This window comes from Limimaricola cinnabarinus LL-001, assembly GCF_000466965.1.
Taxonomy (GTDB): domain Bacteria; phylum Pseudomonadota; class Alphaproteobacteria; order Rhodobacterales; family Rhodobacteraceae; genus Limimaricola; species Limimaricola cinnabarinus.
The window spans coordinates 40,408-64,871 of record NZ_BATB01000006.1; the positions used below are offsets into that span (position 1 = coordinate 40,408).

20 protein-coding genes and 2 pseudogenes are annotated in these 24,464 nt (G+C 67.6%); 13 read left to right on the top strand and 9 right to left on the bottom strand.

What is annotated here, in order from left to right; all coding sequences use genetic code 11:
- Window positions 1-129: 129 nt before the first annotated feature.
- Genes MBELCI_RS03875 through MBELCI_RS03885 form a run of 3 tightly spaced genes read right to left on the bottom strand, consistent with a single transcriptional unit; the run spans window position 130 to window position 2,587 of the window.
- Entirely contained in the window at window positions 130-528 is a 399-nt protein-coding gene (locus MBELCI_RS03875) for a (deoxy)nucleoside triphosphate pyrophosphohydrolase (protein WP_021692847.1), read from the bottom strand.
- Window positions 525-1,742 (bottom strand): bifunctional glutamate N-acetyltransferase/amino-acid acetyltransferase ArgJ, encoded by a 1,218-nt coding sequence (argJ, locus tag MBELCI_RS03880; protein WP_021692848.1) that lies wholly within the window; start codon window positions 1,740-1,742, stop codon window positions 525-527. Before argJ ends, MBELCI_RS03875 begins: the two co-directional genes overlap by 4 nt.
- A gap of 2 nt (window positions 1,743-1,744) precedes the next feature.
- Window positions 1,745-2,587: a peptidylprolyl isomerase gene (locus MBELCI_RS03885; protein ID WP_021692849.1), complete on the bottom strand. Its 843-nt coding sequence runs from the start codon at window positions 2,585-2,587 to the stop codon at window positions 1,745-1,747.
- Window positions 2,588-2,772: 185 nt separating this feature from the next.
- Between MBELCI_RS03885 and secA the strand changes: the two are divergent.
- The 4 genes and pseudogenes from secA to MBELCI_RS03905 all read left to right on the top strand — a co-directional run bounded on the left by secA (window position 2,773) and on the right by MBELCI_RS03905 (window position 8,243).
- Window positions 2,773-5,588: pseudogene (gene secA / locus MBELCI_RS03890) on the top strand (preprotein translocase subunit SecA).
- Window positions 5,589-5,716: 128 nt separating this feature from the next.
- The gene (locus tag MBELCI_RS03895; protein WP_021692851.1) at window positions 5,717-6,364 is read left to right on the top strand and encodes a hypothetical protein; all 648 of its coding nucleotides are present in this window, start codon (window positions 5,717-5,719) and stop codon (window positions 6,362-6,364) included.
- Window positions 6,358-6,627 carry a hypothetical protein gene (locus MBELCI_RS03900; RefSeq protein WP_021692852.1) on the top strand — a complete coding sequence of 90 codons (270 nt, stop codon included), beginning with the start codon at window positions 6,358-6,360 and terminating at the stop codon, window positions 6,625-6,627. The genes MBELCI_RS03895 and MBELCI_RS03900 overlap by 7 nt, the downstream gene beginning before the upstream one ends.
- Entirely contained in the window at window positions 6,624-8,243 is a 1,620-nt protein-coding gene (locus tag MBELCI_RS03905; RefSeq protein ID WP_021692853.1) for a phosphate ABC transporter substrate-binding/OmpA family protein, read from the top strand. Before MBELCI_RS03900 ends, MBELCI_RS03905 begins: the two co-directional genes overlap by 4 nt.
- Window positions 8,244-8,264: 21 nt before the next feature.
- On the opposite strand, the gene radC is transcribed toward MBELCI_RS03905, so the two are convergent.
- The 3 genes from radC to dnaK form a co-directional block, all read right to left on the bottom strand.
- The gene (gene radC, locus MBELCI_RS03910) at window positions 8,265-9,026 is read right to left on the bottom strand and encodes a RadC family protein (protein WP_021692854.1); all 762 of its coding nucleotides are present in this window, start codon (window positions 9,024-9,026) and stop codon (window positions 8,265-8,267) included.
- Between the two features lie 45 nt (window positions 9,027-9,071).
- Window positions 9,072-10,229 (bottom strand): molecular chaperone DnaJ, encoded by a 1,158-nt coding sequence (dnaJ, locus tag MBELCI_RS03915; protein WP_021692855.1) that lies wholly within the window; start codon window positions 10,227-10,229, stop codon window positions 9,072-9,074.
- 82 nt (window positions 10,230-10,311) lie between these two features.
- Entirely contained in the window at window positions 10,312-12,234 is a 1,923-nt protein-coding gene (dnaK, locus tag MBELCI_RS03920; protein ID WP_021692856.1) for a molecular chaperone DnaK, read from the bottom strand.
- A gap of 199 nt (window positions 12,235-12,433) precedes the next feature.
- On the opposite strand from dnaK, the gene MBELCI_RS03925 reads away from it, so the two are divergent.
- Window positions 12,434-13,042, top strand: a complete 609-nt coding sequence (locus tag MBELCI_RS03925; protein ID WP_021692857.1) for an alpha-ketoglutarate-dependent dioxygenase AlkB family protein — start codon at window positions 12,434-12,436, stop codon at window positions 13,040-13,042.
- Here MBELCI_RS03925 and MBELCI_RS03930 read toward each other — a convergent pair.
- Complete coding sequence (locus MBELCI_RS03930; protein ID WP_021692858.1) at window positions 13,039-13,860, bottom strand: ABC transporter permease; 822 nt, start codon at window positions 13,858-13,860, stop codon at window positions 13,039-13,041. The genes MBELCI_RS03925 and MBELCI_RS03930 overlap by 4 nt on opposite strands.
- Before the next feature lie 162 nt (window positions 13,861-14,022).
- Here MBELCI_RS03930 and cysQ point away from each other — a divergent pair, with 162 nt between their 5' ends.
- From cysQ to MBELCI_RS03970, 8 genes and pseudogenes are all read left to right on the top strand, one after another.
- Window positions 14,023-14,817: a 3'(2'),5'-bisphosphate nucleotidase CysQ gene (cysQ, locus tag MBELCI_RS03935; RefSeq protein ID WP_021692859.1), complete on the top strand. Its 795-nt coding sequence runs from the start codon at window positions 14,023-14,025 to the stop codon at window positions 14,815-14,817.
- Window positions 14,817-15,620 (top strand): 3-deoxy-manno-octulosonate cytidylyltransferase, encoded by an 804-nt coding sequence (locus MBELCI_RS03940; protein ID WP_021692860.1) that lies wholly within the window; start codon window positions 14,817-14,819, stop codon window positions 15,618-15,620. Before cysQ ends, MBELCI_RS03940 begins: the two co-directional genes overlap by 1 nt.
- A complete protein-coding gene (locus MBELCI_RS03945) occupies window positions 15,617-16,876 on the top strand; it encodes a glycosyltransferase family 2 protein (RefSeq protein ID WP_021692861.1) in 1,260 nt (419 codons plus the stop codon). Before MBELCI_RS03940 ends, MBELCI_RS03945 begins: the two co-directional genes overlap by 4 nt.
- 103 nt (window positions 16,877-16,979) lie before the next feature.
- Window positions 16,980-17,873 (top strand): UTP--glucose-1-phosphate uridylyltransferase GalU, encoded by an 894-nt coding sequence (gene galU / locus MBELCI_RS03950; protein WP_021692862.1) that lies wholly within the window; start codon window positions 16,980-16,982, stop codon window positions 17,871-17,873.
- A gap of 7 nt (window positions 17,874-17,880) precedes the next feature.
- Window positions 17,881-19,068 carry a glycosyltransferase family 4 protein gene (locus MBELCI_RS03955; protein ID WP_021692863.1) on the top strand — a complete coding sequence of 396 codons (1,188 nt, stop codon included), beginning with the start codon at window positions 17,881-17,883 and terminating at the stop codon, window positions 19,066-19,068.
- 28 nt (window positions 19,069-19,096) lie between these two features.
- On the top strand, window positions 19,097-20,107 hold the full coding sequence (locus MBELCI_RS03960; protein WP_021692864.1) for a glycosyltransferase family 2 protein: 1,011 nt from the start codon (window positions 19,097-19,099) through the stop codon (window positions 20,105-20,107).
- Window positions 20,104-21,810, top strand: a complete 1,707-nt coding sequence (locus tag MBELCI_RS03965; RefSeq protein ID WP_021692865.1) for a DUF5927 domain-containing protein — start codon at window positions 20,104-20,106, stop codon at window positions 21,808-21,810. The genes MBELCI_RS03960 and MBELCI_RS03965 overlap by 4 nt, the downstream gene beginning before the upstream one ends.
- A pseudogene (locus tag MBELCI_RS03970) lies at window positions 21,803-23,223 on the top strand (nodulation protein NodH). The gene MBELCI_RS03965 and the pseudogene MBELCI_RS03970 overlap by 8 nt, the downstream one beginning before the upstream one ends.
- 34 nt (window positions 23,224-23,257) lie before the next feature.
- On the opposite strand, the gene MBELCI_RS03975 reads toward MBELCI_RS03970, so the two are convergent.
- Both MBELCI_RS03975 and hpf read right to left on the bottom strand, forming a co-directional pair.
- On the bottom strand, window positions 23,258-23,722 hold the full coding sequence (locus tag MBELCI_RS03975) for a PTS sugar transporter subunit IIA (protein ID WP_021692867.1): 465 nt from the start codon (window positions 23,720-23,722) through the stop codon (window positions 23,258-23,260).
- 53 nt (window positions 23,723-23,775) lie between these two features.
- Window positions 23,776-24,351 (bottom strand): ribosome hibernation-promoting factor, HPF/YfiA family, encoded by a 576-nt coding sequence (gene hpf / locus MBELCI_RS03980; RefSeq protein WP_021692868.1) that lies wholly within the window; start codon window positions 24,349-24,351, stop codon window positions 23,776-23,778.
- Between the last annotated feature and the right edge of the window lie 113 nt (window positions 24,352-24,464).

The window sequence follows — 24,464 nt, forward strand, 5'->3', positions numbered from 1 at the left end:
TAATCAATGGTGAGTCCACTATAGGCGGTGATTTATGAACAACCTACTGTAGCTGACAAATATTTGACGACATATGGAACCAATTGCCTTGTTCTGACGCAGCGTTTGCACGTGCCCGGTTCGGGAACCTCACAGCCAGTCGCGCAGCACGGGAATCAACGGCAGATCGGCTGGCGGCATCGGATAATCGCGCAGGCGGTTCGGCCGCACCCATTCCAGCGCCTGATTCTCGCGCCCATGTGGCTGGCCCTGCCAGCGGCGGCAGGCAAAGAGCGGCATCAGCAAATGGAAGCTCTCATAGGCATGGCTGGCGAAGGTGAGCGGCGCGAGGCAGCTCTCCTGTGTGTCGATGCCCAGTTCCTCGTGCAACTCTCGGATCAGCGCGGCCTCGGGGCTCTCGCCCGGCTCGACCTTGCCACCCGGAAACTCCCACAGCCCGGCCATCGACTTGCCCTCGGGGCGCTGCGCGAGCAGCACCCTGCCATCGGCGTCGATCAACGCCACCGCCGAGACGAGGACGATCTTCACGAGCGGTAGTCGGCATTGATGTCGATGTAGCGATGCGTGAGATCGCAGGTCCAGGCCACGGCCTCGCCGGAGCCGAGCCCGAGATCGACGTCGATGACGATCTCCTGACCCTTCATGTAGGCGGCGGCCTTCTCTTCGTCATAGGCGGGGCTGACCCAGCCGTTCTGGGCCACCAGGATCTCGCCGAAGTGGATCGAGAGCCGGTCGCGGTCGGCCTCGGCACCGGATTTGCCCACGGCCATGACGACGCGGCCCCAGTTCGGGTCCTCGCCCGCGATCGCGGTTTTCACCAGCGGCGAATTGGCGGTGGCCATGGCGACCTTGCGGGCGTCGTCGTCCGAAGCCGCGCCGGTGACGCGGATCTCCACGAACTTGGTCGCGCCCTCGCCGTCGCGCACCACCTGATGCGCGAGATCGAGCATCACCCGCTCCAGCCCGGCCGCGAAATCGGCGCTGCCGGTGACATTGACGCCTGAGGCCCCGGTCGCGGCCATCAGCAGCGTGTCCGAGGTCGAGGTGTCGCTGTCGACGGTGATGCAGTTGAAGGTTCGGTCTGTGATCTCGCGCAGAAGGTCCTGCAGCTTGGGCTGGTCGATCAATGCATCGGTGAAGATATAGACCAGCATCGTCGCCATGTCGGGCGCGATCATGCCCGAGCCCTTGGCGATGCCGGCGATCTTCACCGGCTTGCCGTCGATGGAGACGGTTTCGGTCGACCCCTTGGGGAAGGTGTCGGTGGTCATGATGGCGCGCGCGGCACCCTCGATGCCCGCAGGCTCCAGCGCGGCGTTCAGCTCTCCCAGCTTGGCAACGATGCGCTCATGCGGCAGCGGCTCACCGATCACGCCGGTCGAGGAGGTGAAGACGCGCGCGGCGTCGATGCCGGTGGCCTGCGCCACGGCGGCGCAGATTTCGGCCACCGAGCGTTCGCCCGCCTGACCGGTAAAGGCGTTGGAATTGCCGGAATTGACGAGAAAGGCGGCGCGGGAGGTGTCCGCGCCGATCTTGGCCTCGCAGTCGCGGACCGGGGCAGAGCGGGTGGAGGAGCGCGTGAACACCCCCGCCACCGCCGAGCCCGGCTCCAGTTCGGCGAGCATCACGTCGGTCCGGTTCGCGTATCGCACCCCGGCCGCGACCGAGGCGAAACGCACGCCCGCGATCTCGGGCAGGGCGGGAAAGGCGGCGGGCGCCAGCGGCGAGACCGGACCGGCCATGATCAGTTGCCCTCTTCGAGCAGACCGAGGTCGGTCAGCAGGGCCGGGTCGAAGGCGCCCTCCTCGGGGCGGGCCACCTCGGCCTCGCTCTCGAGCTCGACCAGACGCTCCTCGATCTTGCTCTGCTGGATCTGGCTGGCGAGATCGTCGCGCACCTCTTCGAGGGCGGGCGGCTTCTGACTGCGGGTGTCATCAAGGCGGATGATGTGAAAGCCGAACTGCGTCTCGACCGGCGTTTCGGTGGTCTCGCCCTTCTCAAGCTCGGCCACGGCGTTCTGGAACGGCTCGACCATCATGCCTTCGGCGAACCAGCCGAGGCTGCCGCCTTGCGCGCCCGAGCCGGGATCGGTCGAGACTTCCTTGGCGATTTCGGCAAAATCCTCGCTCGCCTCAAGCCGCTCCATCACCGCCTGCGCCTCTTCCTCGGTCTCCACGAGGATGTGGCTGGCGTTGAACTCCTGCGTCGCCTCGGCATCGGCGAAGGCCTCGTCATAGGCGGCCTGAATCTCCTCTTCGGAGACCTCCTCGCCCATCATGGAGTTGATCGCTTCGCCCGCGAGCAGCGAGCGGCGCTGGTTCTGCAGGGCCAGCTCGACCCGGACCGGAGTGTCTTCGAGCGTGTCGGCGAGCACCTGCTGCTGCACCAGCTGGTCGAGAATGCCCTGAAACAGGGTCTCGGGCGGGAGCTGTTGGTACTGTTGCGGCAGCTGGCTGCGGGTGATGATCATCTCGCCCAGCGTGATCTCGGTGCCGTTCACGGTGGCGACGACATCCGAGGCCTGCTGCGCGGAGGCCATCGAGGCGAGGCCGGCCATCAGGGCGGCGACGGGCAACGTACGGATCATGTGGTTTCCTTCCTGGCCGCGCGGGGACCGCGTCCCGGGCGCGACGTTGACACTCGGTCTCCCGCCCCTTACATCGCCGGATGGGCTGGCAAAGGGCGGCACTTGCGCCCTATCTATGCCCCACATGCGGGGGCGACAAGCGACCTCCTTGCAGATCAAGTCACGACGGCAGGAGACAATCGCCAATGCTGGGTATCGGATCGCTGGCCAAGAAGGTCTTCGGCACGCCGAACGACCGCAAGATCAAGTCCACGCGACCGCTGATCGATCAGATCAACGCGCTCGAACCCGAGTTCCAGGCGCTGGACGATGAGGGCCTCAGGGCCAAGACCGCCGAGTTCAAGGCACGGGTCGAGAAGGGCGAGAGCCTCGACCACCTTCTCCCCGAGGCCTTTGCCAACTGCCGCGAGGCGGCGCGCCGCGCACTGGGGCTCAGGGCCTTCGACACGCAGCTCATGGGCGGCATCTTCCTGCATCAGGGCAACATCGCCGAGATGAAGACCGGCGAGGGCAAGACCCTCGTGGCGACCTTCCCGGCCTATCTCAACGGCCTATCGGGCAAAGGCGTGCATGTCGTCACGGTGAACGACTATCTCGCCAAGCGCGACGCCGAATGGATGAGCAAGGTCTATGGTGCGCTGGGTCTGACCACCGGGGTGATCTATCCCCAGCAGCCCGAATCCGAGAAGAAGGGCGCCTACGCCGCCGATATCACCTATGCGACCAACAACGAGTTGGGCTTCGACTACCTGCGCGACAACATGAAGTCCGAGCTGGCGCAGATGAACCAGCGCGGCCACAACTTCGCGATCGTCGACGAGACCGACAGCATCCTGATCGACGAGGCGCGCACGCCGCTGATCATTTCGGGGCCGAGCGAGGACCGCTCGGATCTCTATCGCAGCATCGACCGTGTGATCCCCGACCTGACCGAGGCGCATTACACGCTCGACGAAAAGACCCGCTCGGTGACCTATACCGACGAGGGCAACGAGTTCCTCGAGGCGCGGCTGCTCGCGCTCGGCATCCTGCCCGAGGGGCAGACGCTCTATGATCCCGAGAGCACGACCATCGTGCACCACGTCAATCAGGGGCTCAGGGCGCACAAGCTCTTCACCCGCGACAAGGATTATATCGTCCGCGACGGGCAGGCCGTGCTGATCGACGAGTTCACGGGCCGCATGATGCAAGGCCGCCGCTTGTCGGACGGTCTGCATCAGGCGATCGAGGCCAAGGAGGAGCTGGAGATCCAGCCCGAGAACGTGACACTGGCGAGCGTCACCTTCCAGAACTACTTTCGGCTCTACGACAAGCTCGCCGGCATGACCGGCACCGCGCTGACCGAGGCCGACGAATTCCACGAGATCTACCGCCTCGGCGTGGTCGAGGTGCCGACCAACCGACCCATTCAGCGGATCGACGAGCACGATCAGGTCTATCGCACCGCCCGCGAGAAGTTCGAGGGCGTGGTGAAGGCGATCAAGGAGTCGCATGAAAAGCGCCAGCCGATCCTCGTCGGCACCACCTCGATCGAAAAGTCCGAGTTCCTGAGCCAGATGCTCGAGAAGGAGGGCATCCCGCATAACGTGCTCACGCCCGCCAGCACGAGCAGGAAGCACAGATCATCGCCGATGCCGGCAAGCTCGGCGCGGTGACCATCGCCACCAACATGGCCGGCCGGGGCACCGACATCCAGCTTGGCGGCAATGTCGAGCTCAAGGTGCTTGAAGCGCTGGCCGCCGACCCGGAGGCCAACCCCGACGAGATCCGCGCGCGGATCGAGGCCGAGCACGCCGACGAGAAGAAGGCCGTGCTCGAAGCGGGGGGGCTCTTCGTGCTCGCCACCGAGCGCCACGAAAGCCGCCGCATCGACAACCAGCTGCGCGGCCGCTCGGGCCGTCAGGGCGATCCGGGCCGCTCCTCGTTCTTCCTGTCGCTCGAAGACGACCTGATGCGGATCTTCGGCTCGGAGCGCCTCGAGAAGGTGCTGTCGGGTCTCGGCATGAAGGAAGGCGAGGCGATCGTGCATCCTTGGGTGAACAAGTCTCTCGAGCGCGCGCAGGCCAAGGTCGAGGGGCGCAACTTCGACATCCGCAAGCAGCTCCTGAAATACGACGACGTGATGAACGAGCAGCGCAAGGTGATCTTCTCCCAGCGCCGCGAGATCATGGAGGCCAAGGACCTCTCCGAGATCGTCGCCGACATGCGCCATCAGGTGATCGAGGACCTCGTCGCGACCCACATCCCTCCCAAGGCCTATGCCGACCAATGGGATACCGAAGGGCTCTATGCCCAGTCGCTCCAGAAGCTCGGCATCGATGTGCCGGTGATGAAATGGGCCGAGGAAGAGGGCGTCGACGACGAGATCATCCGCGAACGGCTCGAGAAGGCATCCGACGAATTGATGGCCCGCAAGACCGAAGCCTTCGGTCCCGAGACCATGAAGAGCATCGAGAAGCAGGTGCTCTTGCAGACCATCGACGCCAAGTGGCGCGAACACCTGCTGATGCTCGAACACCTGCGCTCGGTGGTGGGTTTCCGCGGCTATGCGCAGCGCGATCCGCTCAACGAGTACAAGACCGAGAGCTTCCAGCTCTTCGAGGGGCTGCTCGACGGGCTGCGCGCCGAGGTGACCGAAAAGCTCGGGCAGGTGCGCCCAATCTCCAAGGAGGAGCAGCAGGCGATGCTGCAGCGCGCGATGCAGGCGCAAGCGGCCCGCAACCCGGCGGCCCCGACGGCCGCTGGCGCTGGCGCGGCGGGTGCTGCGGGGGTGAGCGCGGCCGGTGCCGATGCGGCGACCACCGCGCAGGCGCCCCGGCCGCAGGCCGCGCCGGAGTTGGCCACCGCTGGCGCGGCGCCTGCCGCTTTGGCCAGTTCGACCGCCCCGGCACGGGCGAACTTCGACGAGAGCGACCCCAAGACCTGGGGCAGCCCGTCGCGCAACGAGCCGTGCCCCTGCGGGTCGGGAGAGAAGTTCAAGCACTGCCACGGCAAGCTCTGAAAAGAGGCGTGCCTGTCGGGCGCGCCCTGATTTTGCCCGGATGACTCCCTCAACAGGCCGGCTTGCCGTCGCGCGCCGGCCTTTTGCCCCGCCTAGTCTGGACCGACCAGATGGGTAGGGATCGTCTCATGGCTGTTTTGCGTTTTCTTGCGACCGCGGGTGCCTGCGCCACCGCCGCGCTGGCGATCGGCCAGTTCATGGAAAGCGGTGTGTCGCGCGCCTCGGCGACGCCGGTCGAGCTTCCGCAGACCTTTCCCGAACCGCCCATCCTGATCGGCTCCTTGCCCGACAGCCCGCCTCTCGCTGCCGCGGCCTTCGACCGGCCGGTGCCGATGCGCACCCCTGTGCCGCTGGCACGCTTGTCGGTGCCGCGCGGGGAGGGTTGCGGCCTGTCACTGTCGGCCGAGCCGCGCTCCGGCGCGATGGCCGCTCTGCAGCTCAAGGCCCCCTGCGCGCCCATGGCCCGCGTGATGCTGCGCCACCAAGGGCTGACCGTGACCCTGCTGACCGACGGGGATGGCCGGGCCGAGGCGCTGTTTCCCGCCCTTTCGGCGCAGGCCGTGTTCATGGCCGAGGCCGGTGGCAAGACCGCCATCGCCTCCGTCGATCTGCCCGACATGCAGGAGTGGCAGCGCGTGGCGCTGCAATGGCGCGACAGCGACGGGATCTCGCTGCATGCGCTGGCGCCGGGCGGCAGGCCCGGCGGCGCGGGCGATCTGAGCTCGATGCCCCTGCGGATTCTACTACGGACTCGGGCACGGGCGCCGTCATGGTAGCCTTGGGCCATGCCGCCGCGCCCGAGGCGCATCTGGCGCAGATCTACAGCGCGCCGGTCGGCGAAACGCGCGGCCTGCGGGTCGAGATCGAGGTGACGGCGGAGAATTGCGGCACGCCAATGCAGGCCGAAATGGTGCGCAGCGACGGCAAGGGCGGTCTGGCCAGCCTCGACCTTGAGGTCACGCTTCCGGGCTGCGATGCGCTAGGCGAGCTTCTCGTCTTGCAAAACCTTGAGCCGGGGCTGACACTCGCGTCGAGATGACGCTCAGAAAACCCGCCTTTCCCCCGATCTTCAAGACGTTACGCCGCGTGGCCTTGGGCGCGGTCCTCGGGTGCGCGCCGCAAGCTCTCTTGGCGCAGGAGCCGGATCGGGAGGTGCGGCTTACCTCGCGCTCGGGCACGCTGAACCTCACCGGAAGCCTTCTGGGCTATGACGGACGCTACCTGCGGATCGCCACCGAGCATGGCGAGCTGACGCTGCCGCTCGCCGGTGTGACTTGCGAGGGCGCGAGCTGCCCCGACCCGGATGTTTGGGTGCCCGAGTTGCGGCTTTCGGGCGCGGCGCGGCTGGGCGAGCTGGTGCTGCCCGCTCTGGTCGAGGGTTATGCCCGCGCCCAAGGCTGGGAGCCCGAGCGCGTCGAGTCGCATGAGGGCCACGCGCTCTACAGCCTCGCCCTGCCGCGGGAAGCGGGGGAGGCCGAGGAGAAGCTGCGGGTCTCGTTTCGCCTGACCTCGACCGAGGACGGTTTCGCCGATCTTCTGGCGAACGAGGCCGACATGGCAATGGCCGAGCGGTTGCTCGACGCCAAGGAACTGTCGCTTGCCCGGGACGCGGGATTGGGTCGGCTCGACGCGCCGGGGCGGCTGCAGCTCGTGGGGCTCGACGCGCTGGTGCCGGTGGTCGCGCCGGGACGGCGGTTGCAGGCGCTGTCGCTGTCGCAGCTGTCGCGGCTTTTCGCGGGCGAGATCACCGATTGGTCGCGTCTGGGGGAGGCGCTGGGGCCGGTGCGGCTACATCTTGAGGCCGAGACGAGCGGGCAGGCGCAGGGCTTTGAGACGCTGGTGCTGGAGCGCATGGAGCGCAGCCTGTCGGCCGAGGTGGTCCGCCACGCGGATGCCGACGCGCTTGCCGCCGCCGTGGTCGCCGATCCCGGCGCGATCGGCATGCTGCCCTTTGGACGGCTGGGTGCGGCGCAGCCATTGGCCCTGACAGGCCCTTGCGGGTTGCGCGGCACGGCCCGGCCTGAGAGCGTCACCACGGGGGATTTCCCACTCACCCTGCCCTTGGTGCTCTATCGCCCCATGCGCCGCCTGCCGGAAGCGGCGGAAGCGTTCCTCGCCTGGATTGCCACGAGCGAGGCGCAACTCGTGCTGCGCCGTGCCGGGGTCACCGGTCTCGCGCCGATCCCGATCCCGATCGAGAGCCAGGGCGGACGCATCGCCGGGGCGGTACTCTCGGCGGGCGACGACGTGGCGTTGGAGGATCTGCAGCGGATGCTGCGGGTGCTGGGGTCGCGCCAGAGGCTGTCGACAACCTTCCGTTTCGAAGCCGGAGAGACCGCCCTCGACGCGGTGTCGCGCTCGCGCGTGGTGCAGCTTGCCCAAGCGATCCGCGACGGGCGCCACAGCGGCGAATCGCTGCTGCTGGCGGGCTTTTCGGATGGGCGCGGCGGCCCGGTGGCCAATCACGACCTGTCGCTCGAGCGTGCCGAGGCGGTGCGGGCGGCGGTGCTGTCACTCTTGGGCGGCGAAATGCCGTCCGGTGCCTCGCTCGAGGTCGCGGCCTTTGGCGAAGCGATGCCCATGGGCTGCGACGACACCGAGACCGGGCGCGGCATCAATCGCAGGGTCGAGCTTTGGGTCGCGCCCTTGCGCTAAACGGCTCCTGTCGGCGATCCTTCAAAGCAGCCCCTCCGTGCGAAAGCTCGTTTCGCGCGATTTGCCGATCACGAGATGGTCGTGCAGCGTGATGCCGAGCGCGCGCGCCGCCGCCTCGATCTGCCCGGTCATGACGATATCGGCCTCCGACGGCGTCGGGTCGCCCGAGGGGTGGTTGTGCACGAGGATCAGCGCCGAGGCGTTCAGCTCCAGCGCCCTCTTGACCACCTCACGGGGATAGACCGGCACATGATCGACAGTGCCGCGCGCCTGCGCCTCGTCGGCGACGAGCACGTTGCGCCGGTCGAGAAACAGCACCCGGAACTGCTCGGTGTCGCGATGCGCCATCACCGTGCGACAGTAGTCGAGCAGCGGCTCCCAACCCGATAGCACGGGCTGCGCGATGACCTTCGCGCGTGCCATGCGGTGCGCGACGGCCTCGACCACCTTGATCTCGGTGAGCACGGAGGGACCGACGCCGTCGATCTCGCTCAGCCGAGGGGGCGGGGCAGCAAGCACCCGGTTGAGATCGCCGAAGGCGTCGATCAGGCGGCGGGCCAGCGGTTTGACGTCCTGCCGCGGGATGGCGCGGAACAAAAGCAGCTCCAGCAGCTCGTAATCCGGCATGGCGTCGGCCCCGCCCGAGAGGAACCTCTCACGCAGGCGGCGGCGGTGATCGGCCATGTAGGAGGGAACGCGCCCCTTGGGCAACGGCGCGACATCGGCCACCTCGTCGCGGTCGAAGGGAAGGGGGCGTTCGGCGAAGGAAGGATCGGAAACCATGCCCGCGAGTGTTTCGCGGGCATGGTTAAAACGGGCTTAAGAGTTTCAGCCCTTCATCGAATCCCAGAACCCCTTCACGGCGGAGAAGAAGTTCGAGCTTTGCGGATTGTTCTTCTCGCCAAGCTCGTCGAACTCCTTGAGAAGATCGCGTTGCCGCGCGGTGAGGTTGACCGGCGTCTCGACGGCGAGCTCGATGAACATGTCGCCGCGCTGGCCACCGCGCAGGGCGGGCATACCCTTGCCGCGCAGGCGCATCTGCCGACCCGACTGGCTGCCTTCGGGGATCTTCACGCGGGACTTGCCGCCATCGATGGTCGGCACCTCGATGTCACCGCCCAACGCCGCCGCCGCCATGGAGACGGGCACGCGGCAGTAGAGATCGTGGCCGTCACGCTTGAAGAGCTGGTGTTCGGCCACATCGATGAAGATGTAGAGATCGCCCGACGGGCCGCCACGCAGCCCGGCCTCGCCCTCACCGGCAAGCCGGATGCGGGTCCCGGTCTCGACGCCCGCGGGGATGTTGACCGAGAGGGATTTCTCCTTCTCGACGCGTCCCGCGCCCTGACAGGCCCGGCAGGGGTCCTTGATGATCTGACCGATGCCGTTGCAGGTCGGGCAAGTGCGTTCGACCGTGAAGAAGCCCTGCTGCGCGCGCACCTTGCCCATGCCCGAACAGGTCGGGCAGGTCGCGGGTTCGGAGCCGTCGGAGGCGCCCGAACCCAAGCATTTGCCGCAGGTGACGGAGGTGGGCACCGTCACGGTCTTTTGCATGCCCGCGAAGGCGTCTTCGAGATTGATGCGCAGGTTGTAGCGCAGATCGTTGCCGCGCGCGGCCCGGCTGCGGCCACCGCCGCCGCCGCCGCGCTGGCCCATGAAATCGCCGAAGAGATCGTCGAACACGTCCGAGAAGGCCGAGGCGAAGTCGCCCTGACCGCGGAAGCCGCCCGCACCGCCGCCCGGACGCGCACCCATGCCACCTTCGAAGGCGGCGTGGCCATAGCGGTCATAGGCGGCCTTCTTGTCGGCGTCCTTAAGCACGTCATAGGCCTCGTTGGCGGCCTTGAACTGCTCTTCGGCATTGGGGTTGTCGGAGTTGCGGTCGGGGTGAAGCTCCTTCGCCTTCTGGCGATAGGCCTTCTTGATCTCGTCGGCGGACACGCCCTTGGAGACTCCGAGCGTTTCGTAATAGTCGCGTTTTGCCATAGGATCGTCCTGCCTTTCGGAAACGGAAAGGAGCCGGCCCGGTCAGCGGGCCGGCTCCTTGGACCAGAGCTTGCGCGGCGCCTCAGCGGCCCCGCTTGTCGTCGTCCAGATCCTCGAAGTCGGCGTCCACGATGCCGTCATCGTCGTTGTCGCGCGGCTTGTCGCTCTCTGCGGGCTCGTCTTCGCCGGCCTCGGCCTGACCGGCCTTGTAGATGGCCTCGCCCAGCTTCATCGCCGCCTCGGAGACGTTCTGGATGCCCGAGCGGATCTTGTCGGGGTTGTCGCCCTCGACTTCGTCCTTGAGCGCGGCCAGCGCCAGTTCGATCGCCTCGATCGTGGTCGGATCGACCTTGTCGGCATGCTCTTCCATCGACTTTTCGGTCGAATGGATCAGGCTCTCCGCCTGGTTCTTGGCCTCGACCAGATCACGCCGCTTCTTGTCGCCCTCGGCGTTCTCCTCGGCCTCGCGGACCATCTTCTCGATGTCCTCGTCGGTGAGACCGCCGGACGCCTGGATGGTGATCTTCTGCTCCTTGCCGGTGCCCTTGTCCTTGGCGCTCACCGACACGATGCCGTTGGCATCGATGTCGAAGGTCACCTCGATCTGCGGCATGCCGCGCGGGGCGGGCGGGATGTTCTCGAGGTTGAACTGGCCCAGCATCTTGTTGTCCTGGGCCATCTCGCGCTCACCCTGGAAGACCCGGATCGTCACCGCGTTCTGGTTGTCCTCGGCGGTCGAGAAGATTTGGCTCTTTTTGGTCGGGATCGTGGTGTTGCGGTCGATCAGGCGGGTGAACACGCCACCCAGCGTCTCGATGCCCAAGGACAGCGGCGTCACGTCGAGCAGCACCACGTCCTTGACGTCGCCCTGCAGCACGCCGGCCTGGATCGCAGCACCCAGCGCCACCACCTCGTCGGGGTTCACGCCCTTGTGCGGCTCCTTGCCGAAGAACTTGGTCACCTCTTCCACGACCTTGGGCATGCGGGTCATGCCGCCGACGAGCACGACCTCGTCGATGTCCGAGGTCGAGATGCCGGCATCCTTGAGCGCAGCCTGGCAGGGCTTCATCGAGGCCTTGATCAGGTCACCCACGAGGCTTTCGAGCTTGGCGCGGGTCAGCTTCATGACGAGGTGCAGCGGCGTGCCGGTCGAGGCGTTCATCGAGATGAACGGCTGGTTGATCTCGGTTTGGGTCGAGCTCGACAGCTCGATCTTCGCCTTCTCGGCCGCTTCCTTCAGACGCTGCAGCGCCATCTTGTCGGTGGTGAGATCGGCGCCATGCTCCTTTTTGAACTCCTGCGCGAGGTAGTTCACGATGCGCATGTCGAAGTCTTCGCCACCGAGGAAGGTGTCGCCATTGGTCGACTTCACCTCGAACAGGCCGTCGTCGATCTCGAGGATGGTCACGTCGAAGGTGCCGCCGCCGAGGTCATAGACGGCGATGGTCTTGGCGTCCTTCTTGTCGAGGCCATAGGCCAGCGCGGCGGCGGTCGGCTCGTTGATGATGCGCAGCACTTCGAGGCCGGCGATCTTGCCCGCGTCCTTGGTCGCCTGACGCTGGGCGTCGTTGAAGTAGGCGGGAACGGTGATGACGGCCTGCGTCACTTCCTCGCCAAGATAGGACTCGGCGGTTTCCTTCATCTTCTGGAGCGTGAAGGCGGAGATCTGCGAGGGGGAATACTTCTCGCCCTTCACCTCGACCCAGGCGTCGCCATTGCCGCCGTCCACGATGTTGTAGGGGACGAGCTTGCGGTCCTTCTCGACCGCGGCGTCCGACATGCGGCGGCCGACGAGGCGCTTGACCGCGTGGATGGTGTTGGACGGGTTGGTGACGGCCTGCCGCTTGGCGGGCTGGCCGACCAGACGCTCATCGTCGGTGAAGGCGACGATCGACGGGGTGGTGCGGGCGCCTTCCGAGTTCTCGATCACGCGGGGCTGCGAGCCATCCATGATCGCGACGCAGGAGTTGGTGGTCCCGAGGTCGATGCCGATTACTTTAGCCATGTTCAAAACCCTCTAGCTCTAGGCGGTTTTCCGGTGCGGACCCGTTGAGGCATCCGCCCCGGACAGGAATTTTGCGGCGAGACGAGCCCGCCGCGGATCACTGGGCTATATAGGGAGGGCGTTTTCGGGCTGCAACTGGCAGCGATGGCCGAGACGCGCCATTTTGCCACCTCGGTGGAACCGAACGGGGAGACGGCGCATGGAAGCGGAGGAGATCGACCTGCGGGGGGTGCGGGTGCTGCCCGGCTTTCTGGGACCCGACGCGCAGGCGGCGATGGTCGCCGATCTGCGCAAGGTAGCGCGCGCCGCCCCGGTAATGCGCCCGGTCACCCGGCGCGGCCCGATGAGCGTGCGGATGACCTCCGCCGGCCGGCTGGGCTGGGTCGCGGATCGGCGCGGCTACCGTTACGAAGAACTGCACCCCGAAACCGGCCGCCCCTGGCCGTCGATTCCGCAAAGCGTCCTGGCGGTCTGGCGCGCGGTGTCGGGCACGGATGTCGATCCCGACAGCTGTCTCGTGAACCTCTACCGCGAGGGGGCGAAGATGGGCCTGCATCAGGACCGCGACGAGGGGGATTTCTCCTACCCGGTGGTGTCGATCTCGCTTGGCGACGAGGCGCTGTTCCGGGTGGGGTCGGTCGAAAAGGGCGGCAGGACCGCCTCGATCTGGCTGCGCTCGGGCGATGTCGCGGTGATGGGCGGCGCGGCGCGGCTGGTGCATCACGGCATCGACCGGCTGCGCGAAGGATCCTCGACGCTGATCACGGGGGGCGGGCGGATCAACGTCACGCTCCGGGTGGTGCGTTAACGCCCGGCGCTCCAACTCGCGGAGGCGCGCTTGCGAGTGAAGAACTCGGCCATCATGCCGACAGCCACCAGAATCAGCCCGATCCAGAGCGGATAGAGAGCCGAGGTGAAATGCGGCGTGTAGTTGAGGAATATGTCGCCCCGCGCCTGATCGATCGCGTGAAACAGCGGGTTCCAGTCGAACACCGAAAGCATGTAGCCCGGAAGCGTGTTGGCCACGAACATCTTGCCGCTCGCGATCATGTTGACGCGCGAATAGACCGAGACGCCGATGGTGGTGAACTCGGGCAGCCATGGCTTGATTGCCATGAAGATCATGCCGACGCCGACACCCGAGAACCACGCCACCAGCAGCATCCCCATCGCGCCCACCGGGTCCTCGATCACCACCGGCGTCACCAGCACGTGGTAGAAGAACAGGATCACCAGAAGCGACAACAGCTGGATGTAGAGCGAGCCCAGCGCCGCCGCCGAAATGGTCACGGCGGTGTTGAGCGGCGCGTGCTTCATCATCGAGGAGGCGGGGCCGTCGGCCTTGACCACCGCGCCCACGGCCTTGGTGTGGATCAGAAACAGGAAGATGCCCGACATCAGATAAAGCAGGAAGTCGCCCCGAAGCCCGGCGCCGCGCGCGCCGATCAGCGTGAACATCAGATAGAAGGCGAGCACGAAGATCACCGTCTGGACGATGTTCATCAACAGCCCCGCAAGCGCATTGCGGTGATCCTTGCGGATCTCGCGCACGGTGGAGTGATAGATCAGTTCGGCCAATCCGGCTGCGCGTCGGCCCGTGCCGCGGGGGCGCTCGCCTTGGAACATCTGACCTCGCTCTGCGACCGGGTTCCGCGACCGGCGGACGGGTGACGAATTTCTTGCCGATCTCCGGACGGGATACCATAAGGAGATCGCTCCGACCTATCAACATCGCATGAAGCGGATGGCGATTTCGGGGCGGTACAAGGTCAAAGGACGGTTGGTGATATGGATTTCGACAGGCTGACGCAGGTGATGCGCAAACTCGCGATCGAGGCGGGCGAGAAAATCATGGAGATCTATGACGGTCCCGATTTCGACGTGCGTGCCAAGAGCGACGACAGCCCCGTCACCGCTGCCGACGAGGCCGCCGACGCGCTGATCTCGGACGGGCTGCGCGCCGCCTTCCCCGAGATGCCGCTCGTCACCGAGGAGCAGTCCGACAGCCACGGCCAGAGCGTTTCGACCTTCCTGATCGTCGATCCGCTCGATGGCACCAAGGAGTTCGTGCAGCGCCGCGGCGACTTCACCGTCAACATCGCCCTCGTCGAGGACGGCCAGCCGACGCGCGGCGTGGTCTATGCCCCCGCCAAGGGGCGCCTGTTCTACACCGACGCCTCGGGGGTTTCGGTCGAGGAGCAGGGCCCGTTCGATGCGGACACGCCGGGCGCCACCGCGCCGATCAAGGTCTCGACCCCCGACGCGGCGCTCCGCGTCGTCGCCTCCAAGAGCCACCGCGACGCCGCCACCGACGACTACATCGGCAAATACGAGGTCGCCGACATGAAGAGCGCGGGCTCCTCGCTCAAGTTCTGTCTCGTGGCGACGGGCGAGGCCGACATCTATCCGCGCCTCGGGCGCACCATGGAGTGGGACACGGCGGCCGGTCACGCGGTGCTCGGCGGCGCGGGCGGCAAGGTCGTGCGCTTCGACGATCACACGGTGCTGGGCTATGGCAAGCCGGGCTTCGAGAACCCGTTCTTCATCGCTTACGCCCCCGGCGTGGATCTGGCCAAGCCCTGATGTCGGTGCTGATCGTCATCCCCGCGCGCTACGCCTCATCCCGCTATCCGGGCAAGCCGCTGGTCGAGCTGACCGGGGCGACGGGGGAGGCGCGCAGCCTGATCCGCCGCTCCTGGGAGGCGGCGATGCAGGTTTCCGGCAACCCGCGCGTCGTGGTCGCCACCGACGACGACCGGATCCGCACCGCCGCCGAGGCCTTCGGCGCGGAGGTGGTGATGACCTCCGAGGCCTGTCGCAACGGCACCGAACGCTGCGCCGAGGCCTATGACGCGCTGGGCGGCGGCTTCGAGATCGTGGTGAACCTGCAAGGCGACGCGCCGCTGACCCCGCCATGGTTCGTGGAGCGTCTGATCGAGGATCTGCGCGATCACCCGGTGGCCGAAGTGGCGACGCCGGTTCTGCGCGCCGATGCCGCGGCGCTCAAGGGCTTTCGCGAGGATCGCCGCGCGGGCCGGGTCGGGGGCACCACGGCGGTGTTCGGCACCGACAATACCGCGCTCTACTTCTCCAAGGAGGTGATCCCCTACACCGGGCGCGACGATTATGCCGACGAGGAGGCGACGCCGGTGTTCCACCATGTCGGGGTCTATGCCTACCGCCCCTCGGCGCTGGCCGCCTATGGCCGCTGGCAGCAGGGGCCGCTGGAGACGCTCGAAGGGCTGGAGCAGCTGCGCTTTCTCGAACGCCGGGTGCCGATGCTCTGCGTCGAGGTCGAGGCACGCGGGCGGCAGTTCTGGGAGCTGAACAACCCCTCCGACGTGCCGCGCATCGAGGCGATGCTCGCCGAGATGCAGGTGGCGTGACGCCGATCCGCGTCAGCGTCGTCATCGCCAGCCGCGGGCGCCCCGATGCGCTGCGGCTGTGCCTGACGGCGCTGTCGCAAAGCCGCCACCCCGCCTTCGAGGTCGTCGTCGTCACCGATGCCGAGGGGCAGGCGGCGCTGGCGTCCTGGGGCGACCGGATTCGGGTGCGCCGCTGCGACGAGGCCAATATCGGCCGCGCGCGCAACATCGGCATCGAGGCGGCGGCGGGCGAGGTGGTGGCCTTTCTTGACGACGACGCGCTGCCCGAGCCGGGCTGGCTCGCGGCGCTGACTGCTCCGTTCGAGGACGAAACGGTGGCCGCAGCGGGCGGTTTCGTGCGCGGCCCCGGCCACTTCGGCTGGCAATGGCGGGCGCGCGCGGCCTTCGCCGACGGCAGCTGTCGCGATCTGGTGCTCGAGAGCGATGCGCCGATCGTGCTGCGCGGCAGGCTCGGGCGTGGCATCAAGACCGAGGGCACCAACATGGCGGTGCGGCGCGGCGTGCTGACCGCGATGGGCGGCTTCGATCCGGCCTATCGCTTCTATCTCGACGAGACCGACCTGAACCTGCGGCTCGCGGCCATGGGCGCGCGCACCGCGATCGTGCCGCAAGCGCAGGTGCATCACGGCTATCTCGCCTCGCCCCGCCGCCGCGACGACCGGGTGCCACGCGACCTGTCCGACATCGGAGCGAGCCTCGCGGTGTTCCTGCGGCGCCACGGCGCGCGGCTCGATGGCAATGCCCGGATCGAAGCCGAGCGCATGGCCCAGAAGCAGCGGCTTTTGCACCATATGCAATGGGGCCGGATCGCGCCGGGGGATGTGGGACGCCTCATGGCAAGCTTCGAGGCAGGCGTATCCGAGGGACGGCTCAGACCGCTGGAGCGGCTGGTGCCGCTCGACGAGCCGCCGCCCGCCTTTTCGCCGTTGCGCGACATCGGCTCCGCGCTGCCCTCGGTCTGGCTCTCGGCGCGGCCCTTCACCGCGCGCGCGCAGATGGCCGAGGCGGTGCAGATCGCCGGGCGCGGCCATGTCGTGACGCTGCTGGTGCTGTGGCCCGATGCGCGCCGCCACCATATCCGGTTCGACCCGCGCGGCGTCTGGGTGCAGTCGGGCGGGCTGTTCGGCCCGTCGCTGCCCGGCGATCCGGCGTTCCGGCGCTGGCGTTTTGCCGAGCGCGCCGCCTTCGAGGAGGCGCGGCAACGTACGCATCGCGACCCCGAGGGGGCGAGAATTGATGAGATGACGCCATCATGATAGGAACGTCTTGCGGTTGTTCACGGTTGTTGCGAAGCAGATCGCAAAGGTTTTCAAGCGGGCGCCTTCTCCCCGATGCGCCGCGAACAAAGGATTCAGGTAGATGACGACACGTGTGACCAAGGCCGTATTTCCCGTGGCAGGACTTGGGACGCGGTTCCTACCGGCCACCAAATCCGTTCCCAAGGAAATCATGACGCTCGTCGACAAGCCGTTGATCCAATACGCGATCGACGAGGCGCGCGCCGCCGGTATCGAGGAGTTCATCTTCGTGACCGCGCGCGGCAAGTCGGCGCTCGAGGATTACTTCGACCATGCGCCCGAACTGGAAACGCGCTTGGCCGAAGACGGCAAGGACCAACTGCTCGACGTGCTCAAGTCGACCTACATGCCGTCGGGTGCCATCGCCTATATCCGCCAGCATCAGGCGATGGGCCTAGGCCACGCGGTCTGGTGCGCGCGCAACCTGATCGGCGACGAGCCCTTTGCGGTGATCCTGCCCGATGACGTGATCGCCGCCGAGAAGCCTTGCCTGCAGCAGATGGTCGAAGCACATCGCGAGACCGGTGGCTGCATGGTCGCGGCGATGGAGGTGCCCAATGAGCGCACCTCTTCTTACGGCGTGCTCGATGTCGAGGCCGGGCAGGGCGACACGATGAAGGTGCGCGGCATGGTCGAGAAGCCCAAGCCCGCCGACGCGCCCTCGAACCTCGCCGTGATCGGGCGCTACATCCTGTCGCCGCAGGTTATGCAGCATCTCGATTCGGTCGAAAAAGGCGCAGGCGGAGAGATCCAGCTGACCGACGCGATCGCCAAGGAGATCGACAGCCCGCGCGGTGTCTTCGGGCACCGCTTCTCGGGCGAGCGCTACGATTGCGGCTCCAAGGCGGGCTTCTTGCAGGCGACCGTGGCCTTCGGCCTCGCGCGCGATGAGCTGCGCGACGAGTTCGGCCAGTATCTCCACGAGATGATGGCGATCCGCAACGCCGCGCAATGACCGGCGCTTGGTCCCGCCGACCTCGCTGATCCTCGACCTGACGCGGCTGGCCAGCCGCGCCGGGCGCATGGCCACCGGCGTCGACCGGGTCGAGAGGGCTTGGCTCAGCGCCTGCCTCGCGGATCCCCGGCCTGTTCTCGGCCTGCTGCGAACGCCTGTGGGTTTCGCGCTGCTCGACCGGGCCGGCATGCAGAGGTTCGCGCGGGCGTTCGATCATCATGATTGGGGCCGTGCAGGGCCGGTGGCGATGCTGTTCCGGCGGCTCGACCCGGCCCGACGCGCGGCGCAGGGGCGGGTGCGCGCGCTCGCCGTGGCACGCGTTTCGCGGCGCGGTCTGACGGGGATGCTGCGCCGATGGCTGCCGCCGGGGGCCGTCTATCTCAACACCGGCCACGCCAATCTCGACAACCGGGTGATGCGCGCTTTGCACGGCGCGGGGGCGCGCGTCGTCGTGCTGGTCCATGACACGATCCCGCTCGATCTGCCGCAGGCGGCGGGACCGGGCAGCGTCGCGCGCTTTGGGCGGCGGCTCGATGTGGTGGCGCGCCACGCCGACCGGGTCGTGGCCACCGCGCGGGTGACCGCCTCGCGGATCGAGGCGCGGCTGGCCGAACGGGGGCGGGTGCCGCCGATGGTGGTGGCGCCGCTCGGGGTCGCTCCGGCCCGACCCGATCCTGCCGCGCTGCCGCCCGATATCGACCTCGTCCGCCCCTACATGGTGGTGCTGGGCACCATCGAGCCGCGCAAGAATCACGCGCTGCTGCTCGATGTCTGGGAGCGGCTGGGCGATGACGCGCCGCGCCTCTTCATCTGCGGTGCGCGCGGCTGGAACAATGCGGAGGTCTTTGCGCGGCTCGACCGGGGCGTGCCGGGGGTGTCCGAGATGCCGGGCCTCTCGGACGGGGCGGTCGCGGCGTTGCTGGGCGGCGCGCGGGCGCTGTTGTTTCCCTCGCTGGCCGAGGGCTACGGCCTGCCGCCGCTCGAAGCGCAGGCCTTGGGATGCCGCGTGATCTGTGGCGATCTTGCCATCTGCCGCGAATTGCTGGGCGACGCCGCCGTTTACTGCGACCCGGCCGACCGCTACCAGTGGGAGCAGGCGATCCGGGCGCATGCCGCGCCGCCCCGCCTGCCGCCACCGCGCGTCCTGTCGCCAAGCTGGGCGGCACATGTGGAGCGCGCGCTCGGGGGGCTTTGATCGGCCACCGGGCCGGGGAGACGGACGCTTGAAGGCCTGGCAGACCTACCGGCTGAGATTGCAGCGCAAGAGATGGCGCCTTCGGGCGCTGCGCAAGCGGCGCGAGTTGTCTTGTGTCGTCGATCGAAGCACGCAGATCCGCCCCTCGGACATCCTCGTCTTCACCACGCTGCGCAACGAGGCCGCCCGGCTGCCGCATTTCCTCGACCATTACCGGGGCATGGGCGTTTCGCATTTCTTCATGGTCGACAACGGCAGCGATGACGGCGGCGCGGCGTTTCTGGCCGAACAGCCCGACGTGTCTCTGTGGCGCAGCGACGCGAGCTACAAGCGCGCCCGATTCGGGGTCGATTGGCTCAACTGGCTGATGCGCCGCCACGGCCACGGCCACTGGTGTCTGACCGTCGATCCCGATGAGCTGCTGATCTATCCCTTCTGCGACACGCGGCCGCTCGCGGCGCTGACCGACTGGCTCGACGCTTCCTCGATCCGCAGCTTCGGAGCGATGCTGCTCGATCTCTACCCCAAGGGGCCGATCGGCGCACAGCCCTTCGCGGCGGGCGACGACCCGCTCGAGATCGCCTGCTGGTTCGATCCGGGCAATTACAGCATCTCGCGCAACGCGCTCTACGGCAATTTGTGGATTCAGGGCGGGCCGCGCGCACGGATGTTCTTTGCCGACATGCCCGAGCGCGCGCCCGCGCTCAACAAGATCCCGCTGGTGAAATGGGACCGCCGCTACGCCTATGTCAGCTCGACCCACATGCTGCTGCCGCGCGGGCTCAACCTCGTCTATGACGAGTGGGGCGGCGAGAAGACCTGCGGCATGCTGCTCCATACCAAGTTCCTCGACGGCTTTGGCGACAAGGCCCGCGAGGAGCTGCAACGGGGTCAACATTACGCCGCAAGCGCCGAGTACAAGGCCTATGCCGCCGGTCTGGAGGCGGACCCTGAACTGTGGTGCCGATGGAGCGAAAGATACATCAACTGGCGGCAACTCGAGGTGCTGGGCCTGATGTCGCGAGGCAACTGGGCGTGAGCCTCGGCGTCGTGATCCTCGTGCACAACGCGCTGGGCCGCGCGGAGGAGGTGATCCGGCACTGGGCGCTGTCAGGCTGCCCGGTGGTGGTGCATGTCGACAGCGCCATGCGCCGGTCGCGGTTCGAGCGGTTTCGGGCGGGTTTCGACGACATCTCCGACCGGGTGCTGTTTTGCGACCGGCACCGCTGCGAATGGGGCGGCTGGGGCATGGTGGCGGCGACGCAGTCGGGCGCGCGGCTGATGCTCGACAGCTTCGCCTCGGTCGAGCATGTCTATCTCGCTTCCGGCTCCTGCGTGCCACTGCGCCCGGTGGCCGAACTTACCGCCTATCTCGCCGCGCGCCGCGACACCGACTTCATCGAGAGCGCCTGTGTCGCCGACGTGCCATGGACCGTGGGCGGCCTCTCGGAGGAGCGGTTCACCCTGCGCTTTCCGTTTTCGTGGAAGCGGCAGCGCTGGGCCTTCGACCGCTACGTGGCGCTGCAGCGGCGTCTGGCGGTGCGGCGGCGCCTGCCGGAGGGGCTGGTGCCGCATATGGGATCGCAATGGTGGTGCCTGACGCGCGCGACGCTGGAGGCGATCCTGTCGGACCCGCAGCGCCCGGCGCTCGACCTCTACTTCGCCCGGGTCTGGATCCCCGACGAAAGCTATTTCCAAAGCCTCGCGCGCCGCTGGTCCACGCGGATCGAAAGCCGGTCGCTGACCATGGCCAAGTTCGATTTTCAGGGCAAGCCGCACCTGTTCTACGACGATCACCTGCCGCTGCTGCGCCGTTCGGAGTGCTTCGTCGCGCGCAAGATCTGGCCCCGGGCGCAGGCGATCTATGACGAGATGGCGGCGGGCGGGCATCCGGCGGGCATGGCCGAACCCGCGCCTGCGCGGATCGACCGGGTCTTTGCCCAAGCGACGGAGCGGCGGGTGCATGGCCGTGCCGGTCTCTACATGCAAAGCCGCTTGCCCAACGAGGGGTGGGAGAATGGCTTTACCGCTGCGCCCTACGGCGTGCTGCAGGGCTTTGCCGAGCTGTTCGAGGGCTTCGAGGGCTGGTTCGCCCGCGCGAGCGGCGCCACCGTGCATGGTCATCTCTTTGCCCCCGAGGTCGTGGCCTTCGAAGGCGGCGGCGCGCCGTGGCGCGGGGTGCTGTCCGACAGCGCGGCGCTGCGCGATCACGACGCACGGCGGTTTCTCACCAACCTGATCTGGAACGGGCGCGGCGCGCGTCAGGTGTTCCAGTTCGGCCCGCGCGACAGCCAGCATGTGAGTTGGGACATCGCCAAGGATCCCAATGCGCGGATCGGCGTCATCTCCGGAGCCTGGACGGTGCCGCTGTTTCGCTCCGGGCGGCCCGTGGCCGAGCTGCGCGACACAGCGGCGCGGCTGCAGAAGACCGAGGCCGACCATCTGGGCGCGCTGCGCTCACCCTATGCCAAGGCGCGGATCAGGATCTGGACGCTGGCCGAGCTTCTGGAGGCCCCCGCCGAGGCGCTGGCGCAGATGCTCGCCGATATCGCGCCGCACCACATCGGCGCGCTGCCCGACCCGCCGCCGATGCTGCCGCTCGACGGGTTCGGCGGGTTCCTGCAGGAGATGCGCAACTTGGGCATGCATCCCTACCTGACCGGCGACATCCCCGCCGGGCCCGCGCCCCGTCCCCGTCGTTCCGCCCCCAAGCCCTATCTGGTGAGCCGCCCCAATGCCTGACTTCGACAGCTTCGTGGTGCTCGCCGAGATGCGCACCGGTTCGAACTTCCTCGAAAGCAATCTCAACGCGCTCGACGGCGTGACCTGCCACGGCGAGGCCTTCAACCCGCATTTCATCGGATCGCCCAAGGACGCGCCGATCCTCGGGGTGGACCGGGCCGTGCGCGACGCGGCGCCGCTCGACCTGCTGGCCCGGTTGCGCGCGGCGCCGGGGCTGCACGGGTTTCGCTACTTCAGCGATCACGACCCGCGCCTCTTCGCACCGCTGATGGAGGCGCCGCGCATCGCCAAGATCGTGCTGACCCGCAACCCGGCCGAATCCTACGTTTCGCACCGCATCGCGGCGGCGACGGGGCAGTGGAAGCTCACCGATGCGCGCCATGCTCGGGCCGAGCGCGTGCCTTCGACGCCACCGGCTTCGAGCGGCATCTGGAGCGCCTGCGGCAGGCGCAGCTACGTATCATGGGCGCGTTGCAGCGCGGTGGGCAGAGCGCCTTCTATATCGATTACGACGACCTTCAGGATCTGGCCGTGCTCAACGGTCTGGCCGCTTGGCTAGGCGTGCCGGCGCGGCTGGAGGGGCTTGATCGCAGCCTCAAGAAGCAGAACCCCGAAAGCCTCGCCGAGAAGGTGGAGAATTTCGACGAGATGCGGGCGGCGCTGGCGCGGATCGACCGGTTCGATCTGGGTCGCACCCCCAATTTCGAGCCGCGGCGCGGCCCGATGGTGCCCAGCTACATCGCGCCCGCGCAGAGCGGCCTGTTGTGCCTGCCGCTCAAATCCGGGCCGGAGGCGGCGCTGCGCGGCTGGCTCGAGGCGCTCGATGGCGCGCCGCTGCGCCAGGACTTCACGCAAAAGACGCTGCGCACGTGGCAGGGCGCGCATCCCGGTCACCGCAGCTTCGCGGTGCTGCGCCACCCAGTGGCGCGGCTGCACGCCGCCTTTTGCGACCGGATCCTCGACCGGGGGGCGGGCGGTTTCCACGAGATCCGCGAGACGCTGCGCCGCCGCTACGACCTGCCGATCGCGTCCGAGGCGGCGGGCCCCGACCCCGATCCCGCGCATCACCGCGCCGCCTTCGCCGCCTTCGTCGGTTTCGTGAAGGCCAATCTGGCCGGGCAGACCGCGGTCCGGGTCGATGCGGCCTGGGCCAGCCAGAGGATGCTGTTGCAGGGGATCGCCGAGTTCGAATGCCCCGACGCGATCTTGCGCGAAGACGAGCTTGCGCAGGCGCTACCAAGGCTGGCCGCGCATGCGGGGCGCGAGGCGCCGCCATGGACGAATGCGAGCGACCCGCACGAGGACGCCCTCGTCGCGATCTATGACGCGGATATCGAAGCGGCGGTGCGGGCGGTCCATGCGCGCGATTACGCGCGGTTCGGATTTGCGGATTGGCGGCCGCTGCGCAGCTGAGCCGGGCTATCGGGCAGGAGTGGCGTCCGAGGCGTCAAGCGGCCTGAATCGCGGGGCCTTCGGTCAGGATCGCATGCAGCGTGCCAGCCTCGGCGTTGGAGCGCAGCTTCTGGCAGGTGGCGGTGTCGCGCAATGTGCGCGACACCAACGCCAAGGCCTTGAGATGCTCGACGCCGCTGCCATCGGGGGCAAGCAGGCAGAACACGAGATCCACGGGCTGACGGTCGATCGAATCGAATTCGAGCGGCTTGTCGAGGCGGATGAACAGGCCTTGCACCCGGTCGAGACCGCCGAGTCGCGCATGCGGCAGCGCCACGCCATGGCCGACGCCGGTGGGGCCGAGACCCTCGCGTTCGAGCAGCGCCTCGACCACGCGCGCGGGCGTCAGATCATAGCAGGTCTCCGCGAGATCCCCGAGGTCCTGAAACAGCCGTTTCTTGGAGCTGGTCGAAGCCAGCATCTTGACGCCGTCCACCGGAAGGATCTCGGAAATCTGCATATGGAGTCCCCTGTCTGCGAGGCGGGCTCGGAGAGCCAGGATCTGGCGCCCTCCTAGCCGATGTTACGCGGGTCGATCCACCCGAAATTGCCATCGTCGCGCTTGTAGACGACGTTGATCCCGCTGTGCTTCTCGTTGCGGAACACCAGCACGGGGGAATCCGTCAGTTCGAGTTGCATCACGGCTTCACCGACCGAGAGTTCGGGAATCTTCGATTCCATCTCGGCGACGATCATCGGGGCGAGGCTGTCCTGCTCGGTTTCGTCACTGTCTCCTGACGCGGCGAGGATATAGGAGCCCGCGAGGGATTGTTCAACCGGGTTTGCGCGGGCCTTGTGATGGTCCTTCAGCCGACGCTTGTAGCGGCGCAGCTGTTTGTCCATCTTCTCGCAGCAGGCGTCGAAGGCGGCATAGATCTCGTTGGCGCGGCCCGAGGCCTGCGCGGTGAGGCCGGTCGACAGATGCACCACGGCTTCGCAGACATGTTCATGGCCCGAACGCGAGAACACGACATTGGCGTCGGTCGGACGACCGGCGTATTTGCCCAGCGTCACGCCAAGCTCGGTCTGCACATGGGTCTGCAGCGCCTCGCCGATCTCGATCTGTTTGCCGGTGATCTGGTAGCGCATGGACATCTCCTTCAGGGGCGCGGCTCGGCCCTGCGCGCGCGAGGCGGGCAAGGGGTCCGGGCCGGCAGGGGGTGGGGATGGGCAGCGGCCCCGCCCTCCAAGTGTCGTCCGGC